Source organism: Streptomyces sp. ASQP_92 (genome assembly GCF_025399895.1).
In the GTDB taxonomy this organism is placed as follows: Bacteria; Actinomycetota; Actinomycetes; order Streptomycetales; family Streptomycetaceae; genus Streptomyces.
Genome location: NZ_JAODUA010000018.1, coordinates 88102 through 112982, shown reverse-complemented (window position 1 = coordinate 112982; position 24881 = coordinate 88102). Strand labels below are relative to the sequence as shown.

Below are 24881 nucleotides of genomic sequence, written 5' to 3'. Positions count from 1 at the left end.
TCGACCCTGCGGATCGTGGGCGCTTTTCGCGCAGTTCCTCGCGCCCCTGAAAACTCGTTTTCGTCTGCGGGCCGCAGGTGGCTGGTCGCGCAGTTCCCCGCGCCCCTTAGCGGTACTGATGCTGGCCCGCATCGAGGCATTTCAGCCCGTCCGGCGTTTGAGGACGAGCGCCGTTCAGGCGCGATACGGGGTCTGGGGCGGAGCCCCAGGGAGGCCCGGAGCCAACCAACCCTGCGCTTACGGGCGGGTGGGTGGGCGAGGTGCCTCGGGGTCTGGGGCGGAGCCCCAGGGTCCCGGAACCGACCAACCCGCTGCACGGGTGGGTGGGTGGGAAAACGCCCTCGGGGTCTGGGGCGGAGCCCCGGCGGGTTCGGGGTGGCTCAGTGGCGGAAGAAGATGCGGTCGCCGTATTCCGCCATGACCCGCCCGTTCCACTCATGCCCCCCATCGACGTTCCCCGAACGCAACAGCGGCGGCTCGACCCCCCGAGCGACGAGCGACTCCGCCGCCGCCGCCATCGTCGCCTGCATCAACGCACTCGTGACCACCGTGGACGCGGGAGCGAAGGGCGCCTCGATGCCCTCGTGCGTCAGCTCCGCGTCACCCACCGCGATCTTGCTGTCGAGCACGATGTCGCAGTGGTCGCGCAGAAACGTCCCTGAGACATGGCGCGACCTGGTGTTCTCGGCGTACGCCACCGACGTGACGCCGATGACCTTGAGCCCGAGCGCCCGCGCGTTCATCGCCATCTCCACGGGCAGCGCGTTGCGCCCGGACAGCGAGATGATCACCAGGACGTCGCCGGGCCGGGCGGGGCTCGAATCGAGCACCGCGCCCGCGAGCCCGTCGACCCGCTCCAGGGCGGAGCCGAGCGTGGCGGGCATGACGTCCACACCGACCACCCCGGGCACCGCGAGCAGGTTCATCAGGGCGAAGCCGCCGGCCCGGTAGACCACGTCCTGGGCGGCCAGCGAGGAGTGCCCGGCGCCGAAGGCGAAGAGCCGGCCGCCCGACTCGACGGCGTCCGCGATCACGGCCCCCGCGGCCGCGATGTTCAGCGACTCCTCGTCCCGTACCCGTCCCAGAAGTCCGATCGCGGCGTCGAAGAACTGTCCGGCCAGCTTGCTCTCGCTCATCGCCGAGGACCCTTTCCGGGGTGGGGTAACGACCGTGCGCCGCTCACGGTGCGGTCTGGACCTTTGCCCTGTCAATACGGTGTCCACGGGCGCCCGGTCAAGATGGGCGGTGCTCGCCGCGGCACGGTTGTCGGTGCGATGCGTCAGAATTGGTCCAGGGCCAGCGGTACGACGTTTCATGTCACAGCATCGAGGGGCACGTATGTCCGGACTGATCGACACCACGGAGATGTATCTCCGCACCATCCTCGAGCTTGAGGAGGAGGGTGTGGTCCCCATGCGCGCCCGCATCGCCGAGCGCCTGGACCAGAGCGGCCCGACGGTGAGCCAGACGGTCGCGCGCATGGAGCGCGACGGCCTGGTGCAGGTGGCGGGCGACCGCCACCTGGAGCTGACCGACGAGGGGCGCCGCCTGGCGACGCGCGTGATGCGCAAGCACCGGCTCGCCGAGTGCCTGCTCGTCGACGTGATCGGCCTGGAGTGGGAGCAGGTGCACGCGGAGGCCTGCCGCTGGGAGCACGTCATGAGCGAGGCGGTGGAGCGCCGCGTCCTGGAGCTGCTGCGCCACCCCACCGAGTCCCCGTACGGCAACCCGATCCCGGGCCTGGAAGAGCTGGGCGAGAAGGCCGAGGCGGACGCTTTCCTGGAGGACGGCATCATCAGTCTGGGTGAGCTCGACCCGGGCCCCGAGGGCAAGACGGTGATCGTCCGCCGGATCGGCGAGCCCATCCAGACGGACGCCCAGCTGATGTACACGCTGCGACGGGCGGGCGTGCAGCCCGGCTCCGTGGTGAGCGTGACGCAGTCGCCCGGCGGAGTCCTGGTGGGCAGCAGCGGCGAGGCCGCCGAGCTCGGCGCGGACGTCGCCTCGCACGTCTTCGTCGCGAAGCGCTGAGGCGGAGCCGCTCCACCGAGCGGTGAGGAGGGGCGCCAAGCGGTGAGACGGGGCGCCGGCCGCGAGGTCGGGCGCCGGCCGTGAGGAGGGCGCCGAGCGCCGCCCGTAGAAGCGCCGCCGGTCGAGAGGGGCGCCCGGCCCGCCCCTCCCCCTTTCCTCCCCGTGACGGAGTGTCATCACCCTTCCCCCCTAAGGCAGTTGGGGCCGCCTCGTGAAAGGTGGGGGAAGCTTGCGGGGAAGGCCGGTTTCCGGGTGGAATGGCAGCGGCCGGGCGGATCGCGTGCGAGGCTGTGCCTTGAGGCATATGACCGCAGAGGCGTGCGGCAGGGGAGGGGGCGGCGGGATGACGCCGTTCGAACCACTTGCACCACCGTGGACACGCGGGGCTGCCCGGGCCCTGCCCCCCGTCCACTGGCTTCGGGAAGACCAGGGCCCCGGCGCCTCGCGGCGCCGGGGCCTCTCCTCCCCGGTCTCGACCCGGAGCCCCGAGCTCCCAGGGTCGATCCCCGCGGACCGTCTTCCCCGAGCGGCCCGCCTCCCGCAGAAGATCTCCCCTCGGCACGTTCCGCCAATCCTTGAGGGTGGTCACTCGAACGAGGGGTGTTGCCCGAGAGACGCGAGTTTTCGAATAGAGGTTCGATACTCTGCCGGGAACTGACCACTCGGGGGTTGAAGGGGGTGCCAGGGCACATGGTGCGGCGCATCGACGTGACGGGGACCGGCGGGGTCCGCCTCGCCGCCTGGGAGTTCGCGGACCGGCCCGAGGCCCGCGCGGAGACCGAACCGGCTCCGGGGGTCCTCCTGCTGCACGGGCTGATGGGCCGGGCCTCGCACTGGGCCTCCACGGCCCGCTGGCTCACGGAGAAGCACCGGGCGGTGGCCCTGGACCAGCGGGGTCACGGCCGCAGCGAGAAGCCGGCCGAGGGCCCCTTCACCCGCGAGGTGTACGTGGCCGATGCGGAGGCCGCCGTCGAGCAGCTCGGCCTCGCCCCGGTCACCCTGATCGGCCACTCCATGGGCGCCCTCACGGCATGGCAACTCGCCGCCAAGCGGCCCGATCTGGTCCGCGCGCTCGTCATCTGCGACATGCGGGCCTCGGCGCTCGGCGCGGCCTCGCAGCGGGAGTGGGAGGACTGGTTCACGTCCTGGCCGCTGCCGTTCGCGACGCTGGCCGACGTACGCAAGTGGTTCGGCGAGGACGACCCCTGGGTGGAGCGGCCCAGCCCCGCCCGGGGCGAGTTCTTCGCCGAGGTGATGGCGGAACGGGCGGACGGCTGGCGTCCGGTCTTCTCGCGCCGCCAGATGCTGAGGTCCCGCGAGACGTGGGTGTACGACGCGCACTGGGAGGAGCTGGCCCAGGTGAACTGCCCCGCGCTGGTGGTGCGGGGCCTGGACGGCGAGCTCGGCCGGGCGGAGGCGCAGGAGATGGTTCGGGTGCTGCCGCGGGGGCGGTATGCGGAGGTGGTGGATGCGGGGCATCTGGTCCACTACGACCAGCCGGAGGGATGGCGGGGTGCGATCGAGCCCTTCCTGAACGGCGCCCTCACCCCCTGACCCGCCCGTCCCCCACCCCGCGCAGTTCCCCGCGCCCCTCAACCCCCTCGATCGTGCCGACCGCGCCCGCGTCTTGCGCCGTTCCGCGCCCCTGAGAAACCGGCCTTCGCCTGCGGGCCGTGGTCGCGTCTTGCGCAGTTCCCCGCGCCCCCAAGAAACCCGCCTTCGCCTGCGGGCCGTGCCCGCTTCTCGCGCAGTTCCCCGCGCCCCTAACCCCTCTAGACCGTGCGGATCGTGGTCGCTTCTCGCGCAGTTCCCCGCGCCCCTTAACTACTCGGTGCTGGCCCGCACGGTGCACCTCAGCCCGTCCGGCGATTGAGGACGAGCGCCCTTAAGGCGCGATCGGGGTCTGGGGCGGAGCCCCAGGGGTCCCGGAACCCTCTGACCCTGCGCCTACGGGCGGGTGGGTGGGAAAACACCCCGGGGTCTGGGGCGGAGCCCCAGGGGGCCCGGAACCAGCCAACCCCGGTGCACGGGCGGGTGGGTGGGCAGCCCCCCCAAAAAATCATCCCGCACTGACCGCCCCCAGAATCTCCGGAAGCCGATCCGCCGCCCGAGCCGCCCCCACCCGAAGCCCCGCCCAGCACACCAGCCCCCCGTACACCGCCCCCAGCGGCAACAGGAGCCACAGCCCGGCGTGCGGCCCCGCCACGTGCAGCCAGACCGCCAGGGCGATCACCGGTGCGCACAGCACCGCGCTCACCACCATCCCGCCCAGGACGGAGAGCGCCGCGATACCACCCTGCCCGGGCGCCACATTGCGGCGGCTGTCCTGTGGAATCGAGTACGCCAGCGTCGCCGACGCCACCGAGCCCGTCGCCAGCATCGCGCCGAGCAGGGCCAGCGCGAGCCCGACGACCTCGGGCAGCTTGGCCCAGTCGCCGAGCATCCCGGCCGTGACCGCCGCCACGAGCAGCGTGTACGGCAGCGTCACGAGCAGCAGCGCGAACGCCCGGGCCCGCAGCTCCAGATAGGCGTCCCGGGTCGAGGAGATGCTCAGGAGCACCATCCAGAACGCGGAGGTGTCCTGCCCGAACTGGTTGTACATCTGCATGCCGAGCATGCCCGTCGCGAAGCACGCGAAGTAGACGGTGCCGGCGCCCTGGAGGGCGTTGGAGACCGGCACGATCAGGCCGATCGCGAGCGAGGTGATCCACGCCGCCTTGGTCTTGGGATCCCGCCAGACGTAGCGCAGCGTACGCAGCATGACGGTGCCGGTACGGCCTTCGGGCAGCAGCGAGGTGAGCCCGCGCCCCGAGGACTCCTTGCGGGAGGCGTCCGAGGCGCCGAGCGTGGAGCCGTCCGGGGTGGTCATCAGTTTCACGAGCGAGCGCTGCCAGGCGTGGAGAAGGAGCCCCAACGCGGCCGCGCAGAGCAGGAGTTGGGCCGCCGCGCGACCGTACGCGCCCTCGCTCGCCGAGTCGACCGCCCCGATCGCGGCCGACGGCGGCAGCCAGCGCACCACCGTCGCGACCGGGTCGAGCGCGGACAGGCCGCCGGCCTCGCCGAGCCGCTGGGCGCCGAAGTTCACGAACTGGAGCCCGATCGCGATGATCAGTCCGCTCAGCACCGCGAGGTCCCGGCCCTTGCGGGAGGTCAGCAGCCGGGTGTTGGCGGCGGCGACGGCACGGGCGAGCGCGACGCACACGAGCAGCGCGAGCGGCACCGCGAGGACGGCGACCAGCGCCGCGCCCGACCCGTGCGCCACCGCGATCGCCGAGCCGAGGATCAGGCAGAGCGTGAACAGCGGCCCGATGCCGACCAGGGAGGCGACGAGCAGCGCGCCGACCAGCGGCTGCGGCCGCAGTGGCAGCATCACGAGCCGGGTCGGGTCGAGGGTCTCGTCACCGCTGGGGAAGAACAGCGGCATCACGGCCCAGCCGATCGCCATCAGCGCGACCAGGAGCACGGTCAGGGTCCCCGCGTGCCCGTTGCCGCGCAGCGCGATCAGGCCGAGCAGTTGCAGCGCCGCGAAGAGCAGGGCGAGTACGGCCGAGGTGATGTACGCGGCCCTGCGGCCGCCGGACTGGCGCAGCCCGTTCCTCAGGAGCGACAGCTTGAGCCGGACGAAGACGGGCGTCAGGGCGGAGGCGGGGGGAGAAGGCGCGGTCATCGGGCACCGCCGCCGAGCCAGTCCAGGGCTTCCCCGGTGTCGCGGCCGTTGGCGCCGACGAGTTCGAGGAAGGCGCTCTGGAGCGAGGGGGCCGTGCCGCGCACCTCGGCCAGGGTGCCCTGGGCGCGGATGCGGCCCGCGGCCATCACGGCGACCCAGTCGCACAGCGACTCGACGAGTTCCATGACATGGCTGGAGAACACGACGGTGGCGCCGGAGGCGGTGTAGCGCTCCAGAACGCCCCGGATGGTCTGGGCGGACACCGGGTCGACGCCCTCGAACGGCTCGTCCAGGAACAGGACTTGGGGGTTGTGCAGCAGGGCCGCCGCGAGTCCGATCTTCTTGCGCATGCCGGTCGAGTAGTCGACCACCAGCTTGTGCTGGGAGCCCGCGAGGTCCAGTACGTCCAGGAGCTGGGCTGCCCTCTTGTCGACCTCGGCGCCGGGCAGTCCGCGCAACCGGCCCGAGTAGCCGAGGAGTTCGCGCCCCGAGAGCCGCTCGAACAGGCGCAGGCCCTCGGGCAGTACGCCGATGCGGGACTTCACGGCGACCGGGTCGCGCCACACGTCGTGCCCGCCGACCTCGACCCTGCCCTGGTCGGGCCTGAGCAGCCCGGTCACCATCGAGAGGGTGGTGGTCTTGCCCGCCCCGTTGGGGCCGACCAGGCCGATGAACTTGCCCGCGGGCAGCTCCAGATCGACCCCCGCGACCGCGATCTGTTCGCCGAAACGCTTCCACAACCCCTGTACGCGGACGGCGGGCGGCGCCGTACGCGCTCCGCCCGCCGTGTCCGACGACCCTTCGAATGCCTGGTCCGGCATGGTGGTGCCTTTCGTCCCCGTGTTGGTGTCTCCCGGGACACCATAGGATCCTCGGGCGCCACGGGCACTAGGTGCGGCGGCCCCTTGCCGCGGCGGCTTCCCGGCCGCAGGCGTAGGCGAGCGGGCTGATCAGCTCCTCCGCGTCCGGCAGCCAGCGGTTGGCGGGGGTGGGGCGGCGCGCCCACTGCACCGCGCCCGAGCCGCCGATCCGGGTCGGCGGCGCCGCCACGTAGTCGCCCTCGCCCCGGGTGATCAGGTCCACCGAGGTGGGCGACCACCCCAACTTCCGTACCAGATCCGGGACTTTGGCGCCCGCGCCCGGCAGCACGAAGAACAGCATCCGGCGGTCGGGGGTGCAGGTGACCGGGCCGAGCGTGAGCTCCATCCGCTCCATGCGGGCCAGCGCGAGGAAGCCGGCCGACTCCGGTACGTCGATGGCGTCGAAGGTGCGCCCGGTGGGAAGCAGGATCGAGGCCCGGGGATTCTTGGACCACAGCCGGCGGGCCGCGACCGCGCTGCCGGTGGCCTGGGTCGCCCAGTCGGGCCGGGCGGGGTGCGCACCCGGTTTCGGACACGTCGTGTCACCGCAGGAGCAGCGCTCGACCCCCTCGTCGGCCTCCAGGCAGGTGCCGGGGAAGACGTCCCAGTGCCGTTCCTCCGCGTACCGTACGGCGCTGTCCAGGAGTTGTTCGCCCCGCTGCTTGGGGATCTGTGCGGGTTCCGTGTCCGTGCCCGTGATGGTTTCTTCCACGCCGCACTCAACTGTGCCCACCACCGAGGGTTACGGGCTCGGCGACCGTCGGATCGGCGGTATCGGTCCTGCATATGGGGCGCATGGGTGCATGGGCGGGGGCGCGCGTGCGGCTGTGCCTCGGCGGCAGGGTAGCCATATGCGGGGGAAGCACACCGGAATTCTGGCAATGACGCCATATTTCCGATTCCCCTCGTTTCTCTGCATATTCGCAGGGCAATGATCAGGGTGCTGATCACTGCCGCTCCAGGGGGTTCACATGGCAGCCAGGCCTCTCGTCGCCCGCCAGCCCAACGAACGCTTGCAGGCGCTCATCCAGGAAGCCGGATGTTCCAACGCCGGGCTCGCCCGCCGGGTGAACATGGTCGGCGCGGAGCGGGGCCTCGACCTCCGCTACGACAAGACGTCCGTGGCGCGCTGGTTGCGCGGACAGCAGCCGAGGGGACGGGCGCCGGGGATCATCGCGGAGGCGCTCGGCCGCAAACTGGGGCGTACGGTCACGATCGACGAGATCGGCATGGCCAACGGCAAGAACCTCGCGTCGGGCGTGGGCCTCCAGTTCTCGCCCACCGTGCTCGGCGCGATCGAGCAGGTCTGTGAGCTGTGGCGCAGCGACGTGGGGCGCCGGGACTTCCTGTCCGGGTCCACCGTGGCGGCCTCGGCGCTCGTCGAGCCGAGCCGGGACTGGCTGATCACCGGTTCCGACGCGCAGGTCGCGCGCAGCGCCGGGCAGCGGGTGGGCGCCGCCGACGTCGAGGCCGTCAAGGCGATGACCGACGCTTTGGTGGGGCTCGACCACCAATTCGGGGCCGGTCATGTGCGGCCGGTCGTCGTCCACTACCTCAACAGCGTGGTGTCCGGGCTGCTGGCCGGGTCCTACCGGGAGTCCGTGGGGCGGCAGTTGTTCGCGGCGGTGGCCCGGCTCACCGAACTCGCCGGATACATGGCCGTCGACACCGGCCAGCCCGGCCTCGCCCAGCGCTACTACATCCAGGCCCTGCGGCTCGCCCAGGCCGCCGACGACCGCGGTTACGGCGGCTATGTGCTGGCCGCGTCCATGAGCCATCTCGCCGCCCAGCTCGGCAATCCGCGCGAGATCGCCCAACTGGCGCGGGCCGCGCAGGAAGGCGCCCGCGGCCGGGTCACCCCGCGCGCCGAGGCCATGTTCTACGCGGCCGAGGCGCGCGGGCACGCGCTGCTCGGCGACGCGCGCACCTGCCAGATCGTGGCGGGCCGCGCCCTGACGGCGCTGGAGGCCGCGGACCCCGAGTCCGGCGACGACCCGAACTGGATCGCGCACTTCGACCACGCCTATCTGGCGGACGAACTCGCCCACTGCCACCGCGACTTGGGCCAGTCCGAGGCCGCGGCCAGGCGGGCCGAGGAGTCGTTGGCCGGGCACCCCGAGAGCCGGGCCAGGCGCCGCGCCATCGGCCTGATCCTGCTCGCCACCGCCCAGGTCCAGCAGCGCGAGGTGGAGCAGGCGTGCGCCACCGGCACCCGCGCGGTGGAGCTCCTGGCCACCCTGCGCACCAACCGGGGCGCGGACTACCTGGAAGACCTCCAACAGCGCCTGGAGCCGTACGGGGACGAGCCCGCGGTACGGGAGTTCGGGGAGCGCCTCGAGGTCCAGGCGGCCTGAGCGGGGCGGGTTGAGGGAGGGCTTGGCAAGGGCGTGGGGGGACCCGGTAGCGTGAACCGACGATTCCGTAGGTCCACGTACAGGAGTTCCGGTGACGCAGAGCCGACAGGGTGACGAGCCGCAGCTTCCGGCTGTGCGGCCCGCGCACGAGGGTGTCGTGCTGCCCGCCGACGGAAGCGGCCCCCGCGCCGGGGAGCCGCTGCCCGCACCTCCTGGAGCCCAGCCCTGGGGTCAGCCCTGGGGCCCGCAGGGGCAGGCCTCCACCCCGCCCCCCGGTGCGCCGCCGCAGGGACCCGCGACGTTCGGCCGCCCGCTGCCGCCCGAGAACACCGGCCAGGACGCCGAGGCCACCCAGTTCATCGCTCCTGTGCCGGGCGGCCCGGGCGGCTCCGGCAATGAGGCCACGCAGTACCTCGCCGTGCCGGGCGGCCCCGGTGGCCCGGGCGAATCCGGCAGCGAGGCCACGCAGTACCTGGCGCCGGTGCCGGGCGGGAACGGCGGCGCGGACGCGGAGGCGACCCGGTTCATCGCGCCGGTGCCGGGCGGCGCCGGGAACTTCGGAGGGGCGGCCCCCCGGCCCGGCACCTTCGGCGGCGAGGCCGCCCGGGCGGGGAACTTCGGCAACGAGGCCACCCAGTACATCGCCCCGGTCGCGGGCGGGCCGGGCGCGCTGCCGCCCGAGCACGCCGGTGAGCCGACGCGCTTCCCGGGCGCCCCGGCGTCCGGCGCCGACGCCGACCCGACGCAGTTCCTGCCGCCGGTGCCCCCGGCTCCGCAGGACGCCCCGTACGGGATACGTCCGGGCACCCCGGGCGAGCGGCAGCCCCCCGCCGAGTTCGACAGCCTCTTCCGCGCGGACGGTCCGCCCCAACAGGGCGCCGAGGGCGCGCAGTTGCCCCGCTTCCAGCCGTCCGTACCGCTGAGCCGGCCCCAGCAGCAGCCGCCCTACCAGCCGCCGCAGGCCCCGGCTCCTCAGTTCCGGACTCCGCCCCCCTACCAGGAGCCGCCGCAGCACTCCGGGTACGAGCCGGAGCCGCCGCGGCGCAAGTCGCCGGTCGGGCTGATCGCCGCCGTGGTGGTCGGCTGCGCGGCGATCGGGCTCGGCGCGGGCGCGCTGCTCAGCGGCGGCGGTGACGACGGCAAGAAGGACGACAAGCAGCCCGCGGGCGTCAGTTCACCCGCCACCGGCGACAAGGGCGGCACGTCAGACGACGCCGCCGACCCCGCCAAGGCGCAGGCCGAGGCCCTGGACAAGGTGCTCGCCGACAGCGGCAGCAGCCGGGACGCGGTGATCGGCGCGGTCGCCGACATACGCCGCTGCGACAAGCTCGACCAGGCGGCGGCGAGCTTGCGCGACGCGGCCAAGCAGCGCGGCGACCTGGTGACCCGGCTCGGCGGCCTCTCCCTCGACAAGCTGCCCGACCACGACCGGCTCTCGGGCGCCCTCACCAAGGCCTGGCAGTCCTCGGCCTCGGCCGACAACCACTACGCGGCGTGGGCGGACGCGCTCGCCGGGGACAAGGGCAAGAACTGCAAGGACGGGCACGCCAAGCGCACCAAGGACGCCGGCCTCGGGGACAAGGCGAGCGGGGAGGCGACCAAGTCCAAGCAGGAGGCGTCGGGCCTGTGGAACGCGATCGCCACGAAGTACGGGCTGACCAAGCGCGTGGCCACCCAGCTCTGAGGGAGCGGCCGGATCCGGGGGACCGGGGCCGCCCGCGCGGGGACGGCGGGCGGATCAGCCGTTGGCCGCGGACGCCTCCAGGGTGGAACTCACGTCCGTGAAGCCCTTCTTGAGGGAGACCAGGCGTCCCTCGCGCACCACCTGGAAGGTGACCCGGCGGTTCACGATGCGCGGGAAGTCCGCCGCGCCGAGCATGTCCTCGAAACGCCAGCGCAGTTCGGGCGTCAGGCCCCCGGTGTCCACGGTGACGCCGGTGTTGAGCGCGCGCACCAGGTCCACGGCGCGGACCGAGTCCCGGCCGAGCGACTCGACGACCTTCTTCAGGGCCGTGTACGCGATCCAGGTGGTCTGCACCCCGGCGTCGGCCGCGTCGATCGCGTTGTCCCCGAAGGCCTGTTCGCGGATGACCTTCTTCATCGGGTCCCAGCGCGGATCGTCGGCCTCCGGGTACCAGCCGGTGACGTAGGCGCCCTCGAAGGGGCCCTCCTTGCCGCCGGTGCGGTCCAGGAGGGGCTGGCCGATGGAGCCGATGACGGAGGCCACCCGCACCTTCTGCCCCTCGCTCTCCACCCGCCGGAAGGAGTCGAAGAACGTCTCCGTGCGGTCGCCGAGCACGGCCGTCACGCACCCCCTGTGCGCCTTCTGCTCGGCCGCCTTCCGGCCGATCCGGCCCACCAGGGCGGGATCGGCCCCGGCCTGGGCGAGCGCGCGCCGGGCCTCGGCCGTGTAGTCGCCGGCGTCCTCGGCGGTGCGGATGTCGGTGGCGGGCGCGCGGTGCGCGTCGAGCAGCCCGGCGTCGAGCACGGTCGGCAGGACGTCGCCCGCGATGGTGTCGGGCCGCACCAGCGAGACCTGGTCGCAGTCCTGGGCCAGCTGGCGGCCGCTGCCCGCGATCAGCGCGGCCTGCCCGCCGTTGACCGGGTAGGAGAGCGCGTTGGTGAACTCCTGGTCCGATATGCCGTATCCGCCCAGATAGGGGATTCCGGCGACTTCGAGCGGGGGCATGAAGGCGCTGCCGTACTGGCTGTAGGAGCCGACGACGGCGACCGCCTTCTCCTTCACCGCCCGCCGCGCGCAGTCCGAGGCGCCGACCGGGGTGTTGTGGTCGTTGCAGGTCAGCACCGTGAGTTCATGCCCGCCGAGGCCGCCGTTGGCGTTGACCCAGCGCGCGAACGCCTTGGCGAGGGCGGGCATGCCGGGGGCGTTGGTGGCCGAGGTGCCGTCGGGTGCCCAGGTCATCACGGTGATGGGCTCCCTGGAGCCCCCCGCGACTCCAGGGAGCACCCCGCAACCGGTCAACAGGCTCGCGCCGACCGCCGTACACGCGGCGAACACGGTGGTCCTCGTGCGACACGAACTGATCCAGCGGCGGGGCCCGGTCGTGCCCCGGGTGCGCTGCCATCCGTAACCGGTCATGTCCCCGCACCCTTCCGCCCCGCGGGTAACGGAAGTGTGTGGGCGCCTCGACGCAGGGTGACGTCCCGGTGAATTGCGGGGGCCGGTCAGCCGGTGCCTTTGGGGAACGTACGATCGAAATCGTGCAGCAAGGTTCAGCAAGCCCTTCCCGTCGCGGCCGTCGCTCCTCCACCATGGGCGGCATGCCGTTGAATGACATGCCGTGGTGGCGCTGGCGTACGAACGTACGGTCCGCGCTGCACATGCTCTCCGACCCCGTCTTCCACCAGGAGACCTGGCTCGCCGGGCGCGAGGGGTTCGGGGACGTCACCGACGCCGTGTACCGGCTCGTCGAGGACACCTGGCTGGACAGCTGGTCGGCCGAGAAGTACGTCGGCACGATCTTCCGCGACTCGGGCGAGGCCGCCCTCGTCGATGTCGCCGTCCTGCGGGTGCTGCGCATCATGCACCAGGTCGGCGCCGACGCCCCGGTCTCCGCCTACCTCGCCCACCACGCCTGGCCCGAGGCCGTACGGGCGGCGCGCGAGGCCCATGTGCGGCTCGCGCAGAGCGACGGCGAGGACCCGGACGCGCCGCCGCGCTCCCTCGAAGTGCTGAGCATCCTGACCCGCTCGGCCTGAGGTCCGGATTCTGGGCCGGGGGCCGCCGCGAGGCCCGTCTGTGGCATCCTGCCTGGATGACCGACCAGTACGTCCTCACGCTTTCCTGCCCGGACAAACAGGGCATCGTGCATGCCGTGTCGAGCTATCTGTTCATCACGGGCTGCAACATCGAGGACAGTCAGCAGTTCGGCGACCGCGACACCGGTCTCTTCTTCATGCGGGTCCACTTCTCGGCCGAGTCCCCCGTCACGGTCGACAAGCTGCGCGCCAGCTTCGCGGCCGTCGGCGACGCCTTCCAGATGGACTGGCAGATCCACCGCCCCGAGGAGCGGATGCGGATCGTCCTGATGGTGTCGAAGTTCGGGCACTGCCTGAACGACCTGTTGTTCCGCGCCCAGTCCGGCGCGCTGCCGGTGGAGATCGCGGCGGTCGTCTCCAACCACACCGACTTCGCCGAGCTCGTCGCCTCCTACGGCGTGCCCTTCCACCACATCCCGGTCACCAAGGACACCAAGGCCGCCGCCGAGGCGCGCCTGGTGGAGCTGGTGCGCGAGGAGCGCGTCGAACTCGTGGTCCTCGCCCGCTACATGCAGGTGCTCTCGGACGACCTGTGCAAGCGGCTCAGCGGCCGGATCATCAACATCCACCACTCGTTCCTGCCGAGCTTCAAGGGCGCCAAGCCCTACCACCAGGCGCACGCGCGCGGGGTGAAGCTGATCGGCGCGACCGCCCACTATGTGACGGCCGACCTCGACGAGGGGCCGATCATCGAGCAGGAGGTGGAGCGCGTCGGCCACGACGTCACGCCCGCCCAGCTCGTCGCGATCGGCCGGGACGTCGAATGCCAGGCGCTCGCCCGGGCCGTCAAGTGGCACGCCGAGCACCGCATTCTGCTCAACGGCCGCCGTACGGTCGTCTTCGCCTAGGCCCCGCCGACCCTGCCCGCCCCCCGGGCCCGCTGTCAGAGCCGGCTCAGGGAGGCGGCCGCGAACAGGACGTCGCTGATGGCCTCGCGGTCGCCGAGCTGACCCACGGCCGCCTCCTGCGGCGGGATGTGGCCCGCGGCCAGCCGGCAGAACTCCACGCCGTCCAGGGCGACATGGGCCACCTCGTGCTCGGCGGAGGCGACGGCGGCCGGCGAGTCGAGCGCGATGAGCCAGTCGCCGCCGCCCGCCCCCTCGATCTCCAGACGCAGCGAACGCCCCGGCGAGCCCGCGGCGACCAGGCCCCGCGGCGGCGAGGCGAGACCCGCCCGGCGGCGGTCGGCCAGGGTCGCGGGCAGGATGCGGACCGCCAGGTCGATCATGGAGTGCAGATGCGCTCCGGACGGCGGGGCGTAGGGGTAGTCCACCGCGTCGGCGATGTCCCCGGCGTGGATCCAGCACTCGAAGGCCCGGTCGAGCATCGCGTCCCGCATCGGCAGCGCGAACTCCCCGTAGTCGACGGCCAGTTCGGCCACGCCCCGGCCCGCGAACGACACCGTGCGGATCAGCGTGTGGGCCTGCTCGCGCCAGGGTTCGCGGACCGTGCGGGTCAGTGGGTACTGCCCGGCCCGCCACAGGGCCTCGGTCCGCGCGGTGGGGCCGCCCGACGCGTCCTCGGGGTCGAGCGGCACCGGCTCGTCGAGCCCGAGCGAGGTCGCGACCAGGGCGTCGACCGCCATCAGATGTCCGATGACCCCGGCGACCGTGGTCCGGCGCCCGGTGGGGCGCTCCGCCTCGAACCACTTCAGACGCACCGGCGCATGCCATTCGGCGTCCCCGAAGTCGTTGAGCAGCGCGTCCAGGCGCGCCGCCTCGGCGTCGTACGGGCTCGCCCAGGCGGGCACCGGGATACGGGCCGGGCGCCGGCCCAGGCAGTTCTCCAGGACGCGGGCGCGCAGCATCGGGTCCAGGTCGAGACTGCGCTCGGCCTGGAGCAGGCCCACCGCGTCGCGCAGCCGCAGCGCCTCGTCGGCGCAGGGCGCGCATTCGGTGAGGTGGGCCTCGACGGCGTCGGTCTCCTCGGTCGAGCACGCGGCCAGCGCCCAGGCACCGAGCAGCGACTTGAGCACGGTGTGCGAGGGCGGCCCCGCGAGGGGCGCCGTCTCCTGCGGAACGGGTTCGGGCACCGGTACTTCCGGCTCTGCCGCCGAGGGCGGTTCGGGTTCGGGGCGGGAGGGGGGCCCGGCGGCGGGCTCCGGTTCGGGCACGCTCCGGCGGCCGGGGCCCGGCGGGCCCGAGCCGCCGGCCTCGCGGGGCGCGGGCACGAAGGTGGCGCCGCCGTCCCGCTCGCCGGCCGTCAGGTCGTCACCGGCCGCCCGCGGCGACGGTATGCGCGGGGCGTTCCCGTCGTCGGGCACCGGCCCGCCCTGTTCCAGGGGCCCGCTCACAGGGCCCGTCCGTAACCGGGCGGTGCGGCTCCTTCCGGCGGCCGGGTGTTGGCCGAGGAGAGCAGTTGCAGGCCGAGCCGCAGGCGGCGGCGCGCCTCGTCCTCGGTGATGCTGAGGTCGGCGGCGGCCTGGCGGTAGTCGCGCCGCTGGAAGTAGGCCAGTTCGAGGGCGGCGCGCAGCGGGGCCGGCATCGACGTCACGATGTAGTCGGCGCGGGCCGCGGCCGAGGCGCGGCGCACCTTCAGCTCCAGCTCCTCCGTGGAACCGCCGCCGTTCTCCGCGTACGAGGACGCCTCGGCCTGGCGCAGGCGCTGCACGGCCTCGCGCTGGGTGAGCTTGGCGACCCAGGAGCGCATCGAGCCCTGCTTGGGGTCGTAGGCGTCCGGGTTCTCCCACACATAGCCGAAGACCTCGCGGGTGATCTGGTCCGCCGCCCGCTCGTCGCTCAGCACCCGCTGGGCCAGACCGTGCACCAGGGAGGCGAACCGGTCGTAGAACTCGCCCAGGGCGGCGGCCTCGCCGCGCGCGAGCCGCTGCTGCATCCGGCGGTCCCACCGAGGTGGTGCGTCCTTCGGCATAGGCTTCCCCACCCTGTCGTTCCCCGCGTGTGCCCCTGTGCGCCCGTCTCTGCGTATCTACGAATGTAATGCGACGGGCTGACAATGCACGGAGGTTTGCGTCAAGTACGCCCCCGCGAAGCCCTCCGGTGGTAATGGCCGGGTTTCGCGGGTGCGGGCATGGGCAGCCGCGCATGGCGGGGGCACGGCAGCACAGAGAGGGACCGGTGGCGTGACGCTGAGGGTGGACGAGTCCGAGCAGGGCACGTGGACGGTGCTGCGGATCAGCGGAGAGCTGGATCTGGTCACCGCGCCGAGACTGCGCCGCCAGGTGCACGAGGCGGTCGCCGAGGGCCGCCGCGATCTGGTCCTGGACCTCTCGGGGGTGCAGTTCTGCGATTCGAGCGGGGTGGGCGTGCTCATCGCGGCCCGCCGGCTGATGCGTTCCTGCCAGGGCCGGCTCCGGCTCATCCTGCCCGCGCGCGGCGCCCTGGAGGGCAGCCATGTGAACAAGGTGCTGGCCGCGCTCGGTGTGCGCCGCCTCTTCGAGGTGTACGGAGACGTGGGTTCCGCCGCCGACGAGTCGGCCGAACCGCTCTCCGCCTGACGCGGGCCCCGGGACCCACTCCTCGGCGTAAGCCCCGCGCCGGGGCCGCGTGAGTCGTACGCTCCCGACATGGACAGCATGGACAGTCCCGAGAGTGCCGCGTACGAACGCAGGGTGGCCGCCCGGTTCGCCTCCTTCGACCAGGACGGCAACGGCTGGATCGACCGGGAGGACTTCTCCACGGCCGCGGCCGCGCTGCTCGCCGAGTTCGGTACGACCGCCCGCTGCGACAAGGGGCAGGCCCTGTACGGCGGCGCGGAGGCGCTGTGGCAGGGCCTGGCCGGGATCGCGGACGTGGACGGCGACCAGCGGGTGACCCGCCAGGAGTTCGTGGGCGGCGCGATGAAAAGGCTGCGCGACCGCACCACCGGGTTCACCGAGATCGCCCGGCCGTTCCTGCACGCCGCGTTCGCGGTCGCCGACACCTCCGGCTCCGGCACGGTGTCCGTCTCCGACGCCGAGCGCGCGCTGCGGGCGCTCGGCGTCTCGCCCGGGGTGGCGGGGGCCGTGGCCGCGGCCCTGGACCGGGACGGCGACGGGCGGGTCACCGAGGCGGAGGCGGTGGCCGCCTTCGCGGCCTACTTCACGACGATGCCGTGACCGCGGGACCGGCCGGGCTCAGTGCCCGTTCCAGTCGATCAGGGTGCGCAGGGTGTCCGCGTGGAAGTCGGGGAAGTCCATGGGGACGACGCCCAGATGGGTCCGCTCGCTCAGGCGCGCGTTCAGATAGCTCTGCACCCCGGGCATGATCGCGTCCGCGTTGACCTTGGGCCAGCCGCCGCCCGCGTAGCTGGTGAAGTTGATGTAGAGCTGGGCGGAGTCCTGGTCGTGGAAGGCGTTGTCGAACTGCTGGGTGACCTTGGCGGTCTTCCTCGACGGCCAGGACAGGCCCTGGTAGATGTCCTGGAGCCTGATGTACTGGTTGGAGAGGAAGCCGTTGTCGCCGCCGGGCCATTGCAGCACCGGCCAGTCGTTGTCGAACTGGGCGATCAGCACGATCTTTCCGCGCGCCTCGCCGAGCGTGGGGACCCGGTCGGTCAGCAGGAAGCGGGAGCGCCAGCCCTTCTGGTCGAGGTAGACGTTCAGGACGTTCTTGAAGTTCGCGCCGACGTCGTTGCTGGTCCCGTTCTCCTTCTTGAGGCGCATCAGCAGGACTTCGCCGGGGTGGCTGTCGAGGAAGGCGGTGCTCTGGTCCAGGACGTCGCCGAACGTCATGCCCTGGTAGAAGGCGCCGTGGTAGATCCCGAACGCGTCGCCGAGATGGCCCTGGAGCCCGTTGGCGCGGATGTCGAAGAAGCGGATCCCCTGGTGCAACTGCTGGGTCAGGCCCCAGTTCTGGGTGTGCGACCACTCGGTGCCGTTGTTCGGATCGGTGCAGCAGGAGTCGTGGGTGCCGGGGATCGTCATGCGCAGCAGGGAGAGGCTGTCGGGCAGCGCGGCCATCCAGCGGCCCGGGTCGGCGCTGAGGCGCGGCGCCGCGGCGGCGTGGGCCGTGCCCGGCAGGAGCGCGGTCGCCGAGATGGCGGCGGCGCCCAGTATGAGGTGTCTGCGGGTGAGTTCCATCGGTCCGTCCTCGTGGGGGAGTGGCAGGGCGCAGGGGTCATGCCCCGCCGAACCGCTCCCGCAACTTGTATTTCAGGACCTTCCGCAGCGCCTCGTTCCTCGGCAGCGCCTCCACGATCTCCAGGCGCTCGGGCAACTTGTGCACCGAGAGCCCCTGTTCGCGCAGAAAGGAGGTGAGCAGGGGAAGAGTCAACTCACCTGCCCCAGGCGACTGTTCGATGACGGCGCAGACCAACTCGCCGCGCTCGGCGTCGGGAAGGCCGACCACGGCGGCGTCCCCCACCGCCGGATGGGTGTGGAGCAGGTCCTCGATCTCCTTGGCGGAGATGTTCTCGCCCTTGCGGATGATGATGTCCTTGATCCGCCCGGTCAGGACGAGGTGTCCGGACTCCCTCACATGCCCCACGTCCCCGGTGACGAGGAAGCCGTCCGCGTCGAAGACGGCCTCGGCCTGTACGGGGTCGAGATAGCCCCGGCACACCGCCTCGCCGCGCAGCCGCACCTCGCCGTCGACGCCGGGCGCCACCGGCGCGGCCGCCTCGTCGGTGATGCGGATCTCCATGCCGGACGGCGGGCGGCCCTCGGTGGTGGCCAGGTTCTCGGCGGTGTCGTCGGGGGCGCCCATGGTGATCATGGGTACTTCCGTCATGCCGTATCCATGGGTGAGCTGGACGCCCATCTCGCGGACGACCGCGTGGTAGATCTCGGGTGGCTTCGGGGCGCCGCCGCCCGCGAGCAGCCGCAGGGTGGGGATGATCCTCTCGCCGGGCTGTTTGCGCTGTTCGGTCAGGAACATCGAGTAGAAGGCGGTCGACCCCCCGGCCACCGTCACCCCGTGGCGCCGGTACTCGGCCAGCGCGTCCGGCAGCGCGAAGTGCTCGAACATCACGGCGGGGAAGCCGTAGAGCAGCAGCATCACGGTGTAGTCGGGGCCGGCGATGTGGGCGAACGGGAAGGCCATCGAGCCCACGTCGGCGGCCGTCAGGCGCAGGGCGTGCGCGAGGCAGGAGCCGCCCGCGATCAGCGAGCGGTCGGTGTGCAGGACGCCCTTGGGGTCCGAGGTGGTGCCGGAGGTCCAGTAGATCCAGCGTACGGAGGTGCCGTCGGACGGGGGCGGCGGCAGCAACACCGGATCTCCGTCCGGCAGTTGGTCGTACGCCTCGAAGACGCCCCGGGCGCCGAGGCGGTGGGCAAGGGCGGTGTGGTCGTAGCCGCGCCAGGTCCCCGGCACCGCGAAGAACTCCGCCTTGGACTCGCGCAGCGCGAAGCCCACCTCGCGCTCGCGGTAGAAGGGGATCACCGGGGACTGGACCGCGCCGAGCCGGGCCAGGGCGAAGGAGAGCACCGCCGTCTCGATCCGGGTGGGCAACTGCCAGGCGACCACCGTGCCCGCCCGCACGCCCATGCCGTACAGGCCCGCCGCGACCCGCTCGCAGCGCTCACGCAGGGCTCCGAAGGTGAGGACGCGGTCGCCCTGGAGCAGGACCGGGCGGTCCGGGGTGAGCTCGGCGCGGCGCTCGATCAGCTCCCAGAGTGTGCGCGAGGAGCCCAGTGCGTGTGCGGTGCCGGTCATGGCGAACCCCCGAACTGACGGGCTGTCAGATATGGCGGAGAGCGTAGGCCCCCGCTCCTTGCTGGTCCAGAGGTGCGGGGCTAGCCTGCTTTCTGACGGGCCATCAGATATGCGGAGGGGACCTCATGACCGAACTGCCGCGGATCGTCAGCGTCGACGACCATGTGATCGAACCGGCCCACCTCTTCGACGTCTGGCTGCCGGCCAAGTACCGCGAGCGCGGGCCGAAGCCGCTGACCGCCGGCATCGGTGAACTGGCCTACGTGGCGGGGAAGTACCAGATCACCATGGACCCGGACGGGCCGCCCACCGACTGGTGGATCTATGAGGACCTGAAGTTCCCGTACAAGCGCAACATCGCCGCCGTGGGCTTCGACCGGGACGACATGACCCTCGAAGGCATCACCCGCGCCGAGATGCGGCGCGGCTGCTGGGACCCCAAGGCGCGCCTGGACGACATGGACCTCAACCACGTCGAGGCCTCCCTCTGCTTCCCCACCTTTCCGCGTTTTTGCGGCCAGACCTTCGCCGAGGCCCACGACAAGGAGGTCGCCCTCGCCTGTGTGCGGGCCTACAACGACTGGATGGTGGAGGAGTGGTGCGGCGACAGCGGGGGTCGGCTCATCCCGCTGTGCATCATCCCGCTGTGGGACATCGGCCTCGCCGTCGCCGAGATCCGGCGCAACGCCGCGCGCGGGGTGCGGGCCGTGACGTTCTCCGAGATCCCCACCCACCTCGGCCTGCCGTCCATCCACTCCGGCTACTGGGACCCGTTCTTCGCGGTGTGCCAGGAGACCGGCACCGTCGTCAACATGCACATCGGCAGCAGCTCCCAGATGCCCGCCGCCTCCCCCGACGCCCCGCCCGCCGTGCAGGCCTCGCTGAGCTTCAACAACGCGATGGCCTCGATGATGGACTTCCTCTTCTCAGGCGTCCTCGTCAAGTTCCCCGCCCTCAAACTCGCCTACAGCGAAGGGCAGATGGGCTGGATCCCGTACGCCCTGGAGCGGGCCGACGACGTCTGGGAGGAGCACCGCGCCTGGGGCGGGGTGCGCGATCTGATCCCCGAGCCGCCGTCCACGTACTACTACCGGCAGATCTTCTGCTGCTTCTTCCGCGACAAGCACGGCGTGGCGTCCCTGGACGTGGTGGGCCGCGACAACGCGACGTTCGAGACGGACTATCCGCACGTCGACTCGACCTTCCCGCACACCAAGGAGGTCGCCCTCGACCACATGAAGGGCCTGGACGAGGAGACGGTCTACAAGCTGATGCGCGGCAACGCCATCCGCATGCTCGGCCTCGACCTCGACCGGTCCCGCTGATGCGGGGCGCGCGGGGCGGGGAGCGCCGATGGACCTGACGTACACCGAGGAGGAAGAGGCCTTCCGGGCCGGGCTGCGCGACTGGCTGGCCCTCGCGCTGCCCGAACTGCCGCCCAGGCCGGTCCCGTCGGACTGGCCGGGACGCCGCGCCTACGACACCACCTGGCAGCGGATGCTGTACGACGCCGGGTACGCGGGGCTGCACTGGCCCGAGGCGGCCGGAGGCCGGGGCGCCACGCCCACCCAGCACCTCATCTTCCTGGAGGAGGCCGAGAAGGCGGGCGCGCCGTACGTGGGCGCCAACTTCGTCGGGCTGCTGCACGCCGGACCCACCATCGCCGCCGAAGGCACCCCCGAGCAGCGGGCCCGCTGGCTGCCGCCGGTGCTGCGCGGCGACGAGATCTGGTGCCAGGGCTTCAGCGAACCGGACGCCGGATCCGACCTCGCGGCGCTGCGCACCCGAGCGGTCCGCGACGGCGACGACTACGTCGTGACCGGATCCAAGATCTGGACCTCGCACGCCGAAGTCGCCGACTGGTGCGAGCTGTTGGTGCGCACCGAGCCCATAAGCGAGAGCGTCCCCAAGCACCGGGGGATCACCTGGCTGGCGATGCCGATGGACGCGCCCGGCATCACGGTCCGGCCGCTGCGGACGCTGGCCGGATCGGCCGAGTTCGCCGAGGTGTTCCTCGACGAGGTGCGCGTCCCGGTCACCTACCGGGTCGGCGCGGAGAACGACGGCTGGCGGGTCACCATGGTGACGCTGTCCTTCGAACGCGGCACCGCCTTCGTGGGCGAGGTGGTGGCCTGCCGCAGGACCCTCGCCGAACTGGCGGCGGCGGCCCGGGCGAACGGCCGCTGGGACGACGACGGGCTGCGCCGCCAACTGGGCAGACTCAACGCGGAGTTCACCGCCCTGTGGCGACTGACCCAGTGGAACGTGAGCGAGTCCGGACGCGAGGGCGGGGTGCCCGGCGTCGGCGGATCCGTCTTCAAGCTCCGCTATTCGCACGCCCGCCAGGAGCTGTACGACACCGCCGCCCGGGTCCTCGGCCCGGACGCGCTCGACCTCGACCGGGACTGGACCCTGGACCGCCTGTCGTCCCTGTCGTACACCATCGCCGCCGGCACCTCGCAGATCCAGCGGAACATCGTCGCCGAGCGGATCCTCGGCCTGCCCAAGGGGCGCTGATGGACTTCCAACTCACCGACGAACAGCGGGCGTTGAAGTCCGGCATGCGTGAACTGCTGGAGGCGCGGTTCGACCGGGACGCGCTGCGGGCGGCGGTGGAGCGGCCCGCGCTCGACCGCGCGCTGTGGCGGGCGCTGGGCGAGGCCGGCTTCTTCGCGCTGCGGCTGCCCGAACGCGAGGGCGGGGTGGGCCTCGGGCTGCCCGAGGCGGCGCTCCTGTTCGAGGAGGCGGGGCGGGCGCTGCTGCCGGGCCCGCTGGTGGCGACCCATCTCGCGGCCCGCGATGTGCCGGGGGCGGCGAGCGGTGAGACGGTGGTGACCCGCGTCGACGGAGGGCTCGTCGCCTGGCTCGACGAGGCCGACCTCGTCCAGGGAGACGCCCGCGACGCGACCTCGATGCGCTCGCTCGACCCGCTCACCCCGCTGCACCGCATCCACGCACCCCACGCGGACGCCCTGCCCGAGGCCGTCCTGCTGACCGCCGCGGAACAACTGGGCAGCGCGGCCTGCACCACCGAGCTCGCGGTCCAACACGCCCGGCAGCGCGCCCAGTTCGGGCGGCCGGTCGGATCCTTCCAGGCGGTCAAGCACCTGTGCGCCGACATGCTCGTACGCACCGAGGTGGCCCGGGCCGCGGTCTACGCGGCGGCCGTCACCGGGGACCGGGACGAGATCGCCGGGGCCAAACTGCTCGCCGACGAGGCGGCGGTGCGCTGTGCCCGGGACTGTCTCCAGGTGCACGGCGGCATGGGGTTCACCTGGGAGGCCGATGTGCATCTGCACCTCAAGCGGGCCTGGGTGCGGGCCGAGCAGTGGCAGTCGGCGGAGCAGGCCGCCGAGGCGCTCGCCGCCGCACTGTAGGCCCGCGGCCATGGGGCGAGGCGGGGGGCGGGACGCGTCGCGCGGCGTTGGCCGTGGCGTGGCGAACGGTCACGATGCGTCGCGATCGGCGGCCCGGCGCACCGGCCACGAGCCGGAGTCCGGGGCGCTCTCCGGTACTCTCCGTGGGATGCGAGTGGTGGTGTGGCGCGGCTTTCCCGGGGTTGCCAGTGCGGCGGCGCCGGGTCCGGGGCCGCGCCCCACCCGTACCGTACGGAGGCGTCATACGTGCTCCCGTTCGGTTACCCGCAAGGTGAGCCGCACAGTATGCACCACGCATACTCCTTCGCGCTGGAATATGCCCGAAGCGCTTGTTGCGGTGACTGTACGTCAACCATGCTGTCTCCCACGGGAATCACGTTCCGTGACCCCGATGGTGGTCCCTGTGAGGCGCGAGGCGATGTGTCCGCCGGTTCGGATGGTGTGAACGGTGCAGGTGCTTCAGGTTCAGTTGGAGGTCGGGCCGGATCCCGCCGAGGTGGGCCGGGCCCGGAAGTGGGCACGCTCGCGACTGGCGGGCTGTGGGATAGGGCTCGACGAACCGGTCGCCGAGACATTGATCCTGCTGATCTCGGAGCTCGTCACCAACGCCGTGGTGCACACGGGCTGTCCGGCGGTGCTGCGGATGCTGCTCGGCCCGGCCGAGGGCGGCACCGTACGGGTCGAGGTGGCCGACCGCAGCTGTTGTCCGCCCAAGCCCCGCCACGCTCTGGGTGACGACACCAATGGACGGGGCCTCGAACTCGTCGACGGGCTCGCCGACCGCTGGGGCTGGCGGGCCGAGGGCGTGGGCAAGTCCATCTGGTGCGAAGTGGACCGCGACGCGCCCGGAGGGGCCCCGGCACCGGAGCGTTCGGGGCACTCGGGGCTCAAGGAGTGTTCGGGGCGCACGGACGGGGCGTACGGAAACGGGGCGTACGATCCCCCGCGCGCTGTCACCAATACCGCATAAGCCACAAAATCCTCAGCCGGTGTTGACGCCCGGTGGCGTCCTGATCACCCTGGGATGAGCGATTCGTCGCGAGGGGACGCCGAGGACACTGCACGGCCTCGGCGAGTGCGGGTCGTGGCACCGCGTCAGCTTCAGCAGGGCGACGCTCCTCTCGGAGCACAGGAGGAGCGGAGCCGGTACGCCGGTGCCGGGGTGGCGGCGACGGTGCCGCGCTCGGGGCGCGCATGCGGCGCCGCCACCCGTGAACCCGCCCTACAGGACGGCCACCGGGGCGACCGGGGTGCCGGTCGCCCCCACGAACGGCTCCGGCATGGCGCTCAGCAGGAACGTGTGGCGCGAAGCCTCGGCGCAGGCGGTGGACAGGGCCTCCAGATTCCAGTTCTGGCCCTGGAGCATGCCCATCTCCACCAGGTCCAGGGCGTGGACGGGCAGCCACAGGTCCTCGATCTCGGGCGGGAAGATCTCGAAGGTGAGCGTGTCGTTGGCGACCGCCGCCACGTCCCGCGCGTGGAACCACTGCGGTGTGCGCACCGAGAGCCCCGGCGACGGATAGCCGTAGGCGTGCCTGTCCCCGGACAGATACACCTGGATCTGCCCGGTGCGGACGAGCACGATGTCCCCGGCGCGCACGGTGACACCCGCGAACTCCTCGGCCTCGTCGAGGTCCTGCGGGGTGACCGCGTGGCCGCCGGGAAGGCGGTCGAGCCCCTTGGCGCGGGCCACGTCCAGCAGGACCCCGCGCGAGAGGACGGGCCCCGTCGTGTCGATGCCGCTGAACCCGGCGCCGCCGTGCGCGGTGATGGTGTCGGCGGGCCGGCCGTTGTAGAGCCGTCCCGAGTGCGAGACATGGGTCAGGGCGTCCCAGTGGGTGGCGGCCTGGAGCCCGAAGGTCACCGCGTCGTCGCTGCACGCGACCGTGCCGGGCCCGAAGAGTTCCTGGTTGATCTGGACCATGGTGTGCAGCGGATTGATCCGGCCGGGAATCACCCCGGTCTGCACGCCGTCCTGCCGCAGGGGCAGCGCGAGCGGGACACGCAGCCCCGAGCGGACCTCGGCGACGGCCTCACGGACGGTGGCGTCGGTGATGTGGTTGAGCGTGCCGCGTTCGTCGTCGGAGCCCCAACGGCCCCAGTTGTTCACGCACTTGGCGATGGAGTGGAACTCGGGCGGCAGTGACATACGCGTTGCTCCCGGGGGCTTGTGGTGAGGCGCCTGACGCGCCATAGAATCTAACGGTCCGTCAGAAACC

General features: G+C 72.3%; 22 protein-coding genes. 12 read left to right on the top strand and 10 right to left on the bottom strand.

What is annotated here, in order from left to right:
• Positions 1 to 380 precede the first annotated feature (380 nt).
• Positions 381 to 1136 carry an SIS domain-containing protein gene (locus N4G70_RS29925; protein WP_261715875.1) on the bottom strand — a complete coding sequence of 252 codons (756 nt, stop codon included), beginning with the start codon at positions 1134 to 1136 and terminating at the stop codon, positions 381 to 383.
• A gap of 202 nt (positions 1137 to 1338) precedes the next feature.
• Here N4G70_RS29925 and N4G70_RS29920 point away from each other — a divergent pair, with 202 nt between their 5' ends.
• Positions 1339 to 2031, top strand: a complete 693-nt coding sequence (locus N4G70_RS29920) for a metal-dependent transcriptional regulator (RefSeq protein WP_100573958.1) — start codon at positions 1339 to 1341, stop codon at positions 2029 to 2031.
• 690 nt (positions 2032 to 2721) lie between these two features.
• Entirely contained in the window at positions 2722 to 3585 is an 864-nt protein-coding gene (locus N4G70_RS29915; protein WP_261715874.1) for an alpha/beta fold hydrolase, read from the top strand.
• 505 nt (positions 3586 to 4090) lie between these two features.
• Here the strand turns inward: N4G70_RS29915 and N4G70_RS29910 are convergent.
• The 3 genes from N4G70_RS29910 to N4G70_RS29900 all read right to left on the bottom strand — a co-directional run bounded on the left by N4G70_RS29910 (position 4091) and on the right by N4G70_RS29900 (position 7270).
• Entirely contained in the window at positions 4091 to 5698 is a 1608-nt protein-coding gene (locus N4G70_RS29910; RefSeq protein ID WP_261715873.1) for a transporter, read from the bottom strand.
• The gene (locus N4G70_RS29905) at positions 5695 to 6519 is read right to left on the bottom strand and encodes an ABC transporter ATP-binding protein (protein ID WP_261715872.1); all 825 of its coding nucleotides are present in this window, start codon (positions 6517 to 6519) and stop codon (positions 5695 to 5697) included. Before N4G70_RS29905 ends, N4G70_RS29910 begins: the two co-directional genes overlap by 4 nt.
• A gap of 67 nt (positions 6520 to 6586) precedes the next feature.
• Entirely contained in the window at positions 6587 to 7270 is a 684-nt protein-coding gene (locus N4G70_RS29900) for a bifunctional DNA primase/polymerase (protein ID WP_261715871.1), read from the bottom strand.
• 259 nt (positions 7271 to 7529) lie between these two features.
• Between N4G70_RS29900 and N4G70_RS29895 the strand changes: the two genes are divergently transcribed.
• Entirely contained in the window at positions 7530 to 8912 is a 1383-nt protein-coding gene (locus N4G70_RS29895; RefSeq protein WP_261715870.1) for a transcriptional regulator, read from the top strand.
• 91 nt (positions 8913 to 9003) lie between these two features.
• Complete coding sequence (locus tag N4G70_RS29890) at positions 9004 to 10596, top strand: hypothetical protein (RefSeq protein WP_261715869.1); 1593 nt, start codon at positions 9004 to 9006, stop codon at positions 10594 to 10596.
• Between the two features lie 54 nt (positions 10597 to 10650).
• Here the strand turns inward: N4G70_RS29890 and N4G70_RS29885 are convergent, their stop codons facing one another.
• Positions 10651 to 12012, bottom strand: a complete 1362-nt coding sequence (locus N4G70_RS29885) for an ABC transporter substrate-binding protein (RefSeq protein WP_261715868.1) — start codon at positions 12010 to 12012, stop codon at positions 10651 to 10653.
• Positions 12013 to 12185: 173 nt separating this feature from the next.
• On the opposite strand from N4G70_RS29885, the gene N4G70_RS29880 reads away from it, so the two are divergent.
• Together N4G70_RS29880 and purU are read left to right on the top strand one after the other, a co-directional pair.
• A complete protein-coding gene (locus N4G70_RS29880; RefSeq protein WP_261715912.1) occupies positions 12186 to 12632 on the top strand; it encodes an SCO4402 family protein in 447 nt (148 codons plus the stop codon).
• A gap of 56 nt (positions 12633 to 12688) precedes the next feature.
• Entirely contained in the window at positions 12689 to 13540 is an 852-nt protein-coding gene (gene purU, locus N4G70_RS29875; protein WP_261715867.1) for a formyltetrahydrofolate deformylase, read from the top strand.
• Between the two features lie 35 nt (positions 13541 to 13575).
• On the opposite strand, the gene N4G70_RS29870 is transcribed toward purU, so the two are convergent.
• Positions 13576 to 14985 (bottom strand): zf-HC2 domain-containing protein, encoded by a 1410-nt coding sequence (locus N4G70_RS29870; protein WP_261715866.1) that lies wholly within the window; start codon positions 14983 to 14985, stop codon positions 13576 to 13578.
• Positions 14982 to 15563 (bottom strand): sigma-70 family RNA polymerase sigma factor, encoded by a 582-nt coding sequence (locus tag N4G70_RS29865; protein WP_261715865.1) that lies wholly within the window; start codon positions 15561 to 15563, stop codon positions 14982 to 14984. The genes N4G70_RS29870 and N4G70_RS29865 overlap by 4 nt, the downstream gene beginning before the upstream one ends.
• A gap of 211 nt (positions 15564 to 15774) precedes the next feature.
• Between N4G70_RS29865 and N4G70_RS29860 the strand changes: the two genes are divergently transcribed.
• Both N4G70_RS29860 and N4G70_RS29855 read left to right on the top strand, forming a co-directional pair.
• On the top strand, positions 15775 to 16149 hold the full coding sequence (locus tag N4G70_RS29860; protein WP_120722821.1) for an STAS domain-containing protein: 375 nt from the start codon (positions 15775 to 15777) through the stop codon (positions 16147 to 16149).
• 78 nt (positions 16150 to 16227) lie between these two features.
• Complete coding sequence (locus tag N4G70_RS29855) at positions 16228 to 16749, top strand: EF-hand domain-containing protein (protein WP_261715911.1); 522 nt, start codon at positions 16228 to 16230, stop codon at positions 16747 to 16749.
• Positions 16750 to 16767: 18 nt separating this feature from the next.
• On the opposite strand, the gene N4G70_RS29850 is transcribed toward N4G70_RS29855, so the two are convergent.
• Together N4G70_RS29850 and N4G70_RS29845 are read right to left on the bottom strand one after the other, a co-directional pair.
• Positions 16768 to 17712 carry a phosphatidylinositol-specific phospholipase C gene (locus N4G70_RS29850; protein ID WP_261715864.1) on the bottom strand — a complete coding sequence of 315 codons (945 nt, stop codon included), beginning with the start codon at positions 17710 to 17712 and terminating at the stop codon, positions 16768 to 16770.
• Positions 17713 to 17749: 37 nt separating this feature from the next.
• Positions 17750 to 19285, bottom strand: a complete 1536-nt coding sequence (locus N4G70_RS29845; RefSeq protein WP_261715863.1) for a class I adenylate-forming enzyme family protein — start codon at positions 19283 to 19285, stop codon at positions 17750 to 17752.
• 125 nt (positions 19286 to 19410) lie between these two features.
• Between N4G70_RS29845 and N4G70_RS29840 the strand changes: the two genes are divergently transcribed.
• The 4 genes from N4G70_RS29840 to N4G70_RS29825 all read left to right on the top strand — a co-directional run bounded on the left by N4G70_RS29840 (position 19411) and on the right by N4G70_RS29825 (position 23632).
• Complete coding sequence (locus N4G70_RS29840; RefSeq protein WP_261715862.1) at positions 19411 to 20610, top strand: amidohydrolase family protein; 1200 nt, start codon at positions 19411 to 19413, stop codon at positions 20608 to 20610.
• Between the two features lie 28 nt (positions 20611 to 20638).
• Complete coding sequence (locus N4G70_RS29835) at positions 20639 to 21802, top strand: acyl-CoA dehydrogenase family protein (protein ID WP_261715861.1); 1164 nt, start codon at positions 20639 to 20641, stop codon at positions 21800 to 21802.
• On the top strand, positions 21802 to 22662 hold the full coding sequence (locus N4G70_RS29830; RefSeq protein ID WP_261715860.1) for an acyl-CoA dehydrogenase family protein: 861 nt from the start codon (positions 21802 to 21804) through the stop codon (positions 22660 to 22662). The genes N4G70_RS29835 and N4G70_RS29830 overlap by 1 nt, the downstream gene beginning before the upstream one ends.
• 448 nt (positions 22663 to 23110) lie before the next feature.
• Entirely contained in the window at positions 23111 to 23632 is a 522-nt protein-coding gene (locus tag N4G70_RS29825; protein WP_261715859.1) for an ATP-binding protein, read from the top strand.
• A 252-nt stretch (positions 23633 to 23884) separates the two neighbouring features.
• Here N4G70_RS29825 and N4G70_RS29820 read toward each other — a convergent pair whose 3' ends face one another.
• Positions 23885 to 24811 (bottom strand): cyclase family protein, encoded by a 927-nt coding sequence (locus N4G70_RS29820; RefSeq protein ID WP_261715858.1) that lies wholly within the window; start codon positions 24809 to 24811, stop codon positions 23885 to 23887.
• Between the last annotated feature and the right edge of the window lie 70 nt (positions 24812 to 24881).

Excerpts from the sequence above, each read along its gene's own strand:
- N4G70_RS29850 (WP_261715864.1), bottom strand. The coding sequence starts at position 17,712 with ATGGAACTCACCCGCAGACACCTCATACTGGGCGCCGCCGCCATCTCG.
- N4G70_RS29905 (WP_261715872.1), bottom strand. The coding sequence starts at position 6,519 with ATGCCGGACCAGGCATTCGAAGGGTCGTCGGACACGGCGGGCGGAGCG.
- N4G70_RS29895 (WP_261715870.1), top strand. The coding sequence starts at position 7,530 with ATGGCAGCCAGGCCTCTCGTCGCCCGCCAGCCCAACGAACGCTTGCAG.
- N4G70_RS29865 (WP_261715865.1), bottom strand. The coding sequence starts at position 15,563 with ATGCCGAAGGACGCACCACCTCGGTGGGACCGCCGGATGCAGCAGCGG.
- purU (WP_261715867.1), top strand. The coding sequence starts at position 12,689 with ATGACCGACCAGTACGTCCTCACGCTTTCCTGCCCGGACAAACAGGGC.
- N4G70_RS29915 (WP_261715874.1), top strand. The coding sequence starts at position 2,722 with ATGGTGCGGCGCATCGACGTGACGGGGACCGGCGGGGTCCGCCTCGCC.
- N4G70_RS29845 (WP_261715863.1), bottom strand. The coding sequence starts at position 19,285 with ATGACCGGCACCGCACACGCACTGGGCTCCTCGCGCACACTCTGGGAG.
- N4G70_RS29880 (WP_261715912.1), top strand. The coding sequence starts at position 12,186 with ATGGGCGGCATGCCGTTGAATGACATGCCGTGGTGGCGCTGGCGTACG.
- N4G70_RS29840 (WP_261715862.1), top strand. The coding sequence starts at position 19,411 with ATGACCGAACTGCCGCGGATCGTCAGCGTCGACGACCATGTGATCGAA.
- N4G70_RS29920 (WP_100573958.1), top strand. The coding sequence starts at position 1,339 with ATGTCCGGACTGATCGACACCACGGAGATGTATCTCCGCACCATCCTC.
- N4G70_RS29835 (WP_261715861.1), top strand. The coding sequence starts at position 20,639 with ATGGACCTGACGTACACCGAGGAGGAAGAGGCCTTCCGGGCCGGGCTG.
- N4G70_RS29910 (WP_261715873.1), bottom strand. The coding sequence starts at position 5,698 with ATGACCGCGCCTTCTCCCCCCGCCTCCGCCCTGACGCCCGTCTTCGTC.
- N4G70_RS29830 (WP_261715860.1), top strand. The coding sequence starts at position 21,802 with ATGGACTTCCAACTCACCGACGAACAGCGGGCGTTGAAGTCCGGCATG.
- N4G70_RS29855 (WP_261715911.1), top strand. The coding sequence starts at position 16,228 with ATGGACAGTCCCGAGAGTGCCGCGTACGAACGCAGGGTGGCCGCCCGG.
- N4G70_RS29925 (WP_261715875.1), bottom strand. The coding sequence starts at position 1,136 with ATGAGCGAGAGCAAGCTGGCCGGACAGTTCTTCGACGCCGCGATCGGA.
- N4G70_RS29885 (WP_261715868.1), bottom strand. The coding sequence starts at position 12,012 with ATGACCGGTTACGGATGGCAGCGCACCCGGGGCACGACCGGGCCCCGC.
- N4G70_RS29820 (WP_261715858.1), bottom strand. The coding sequence starts at position 24,811 with ATGTCACTGCCGCCCGAGTTCCACTCCATCGCCAAGTGCGTGAACAAC.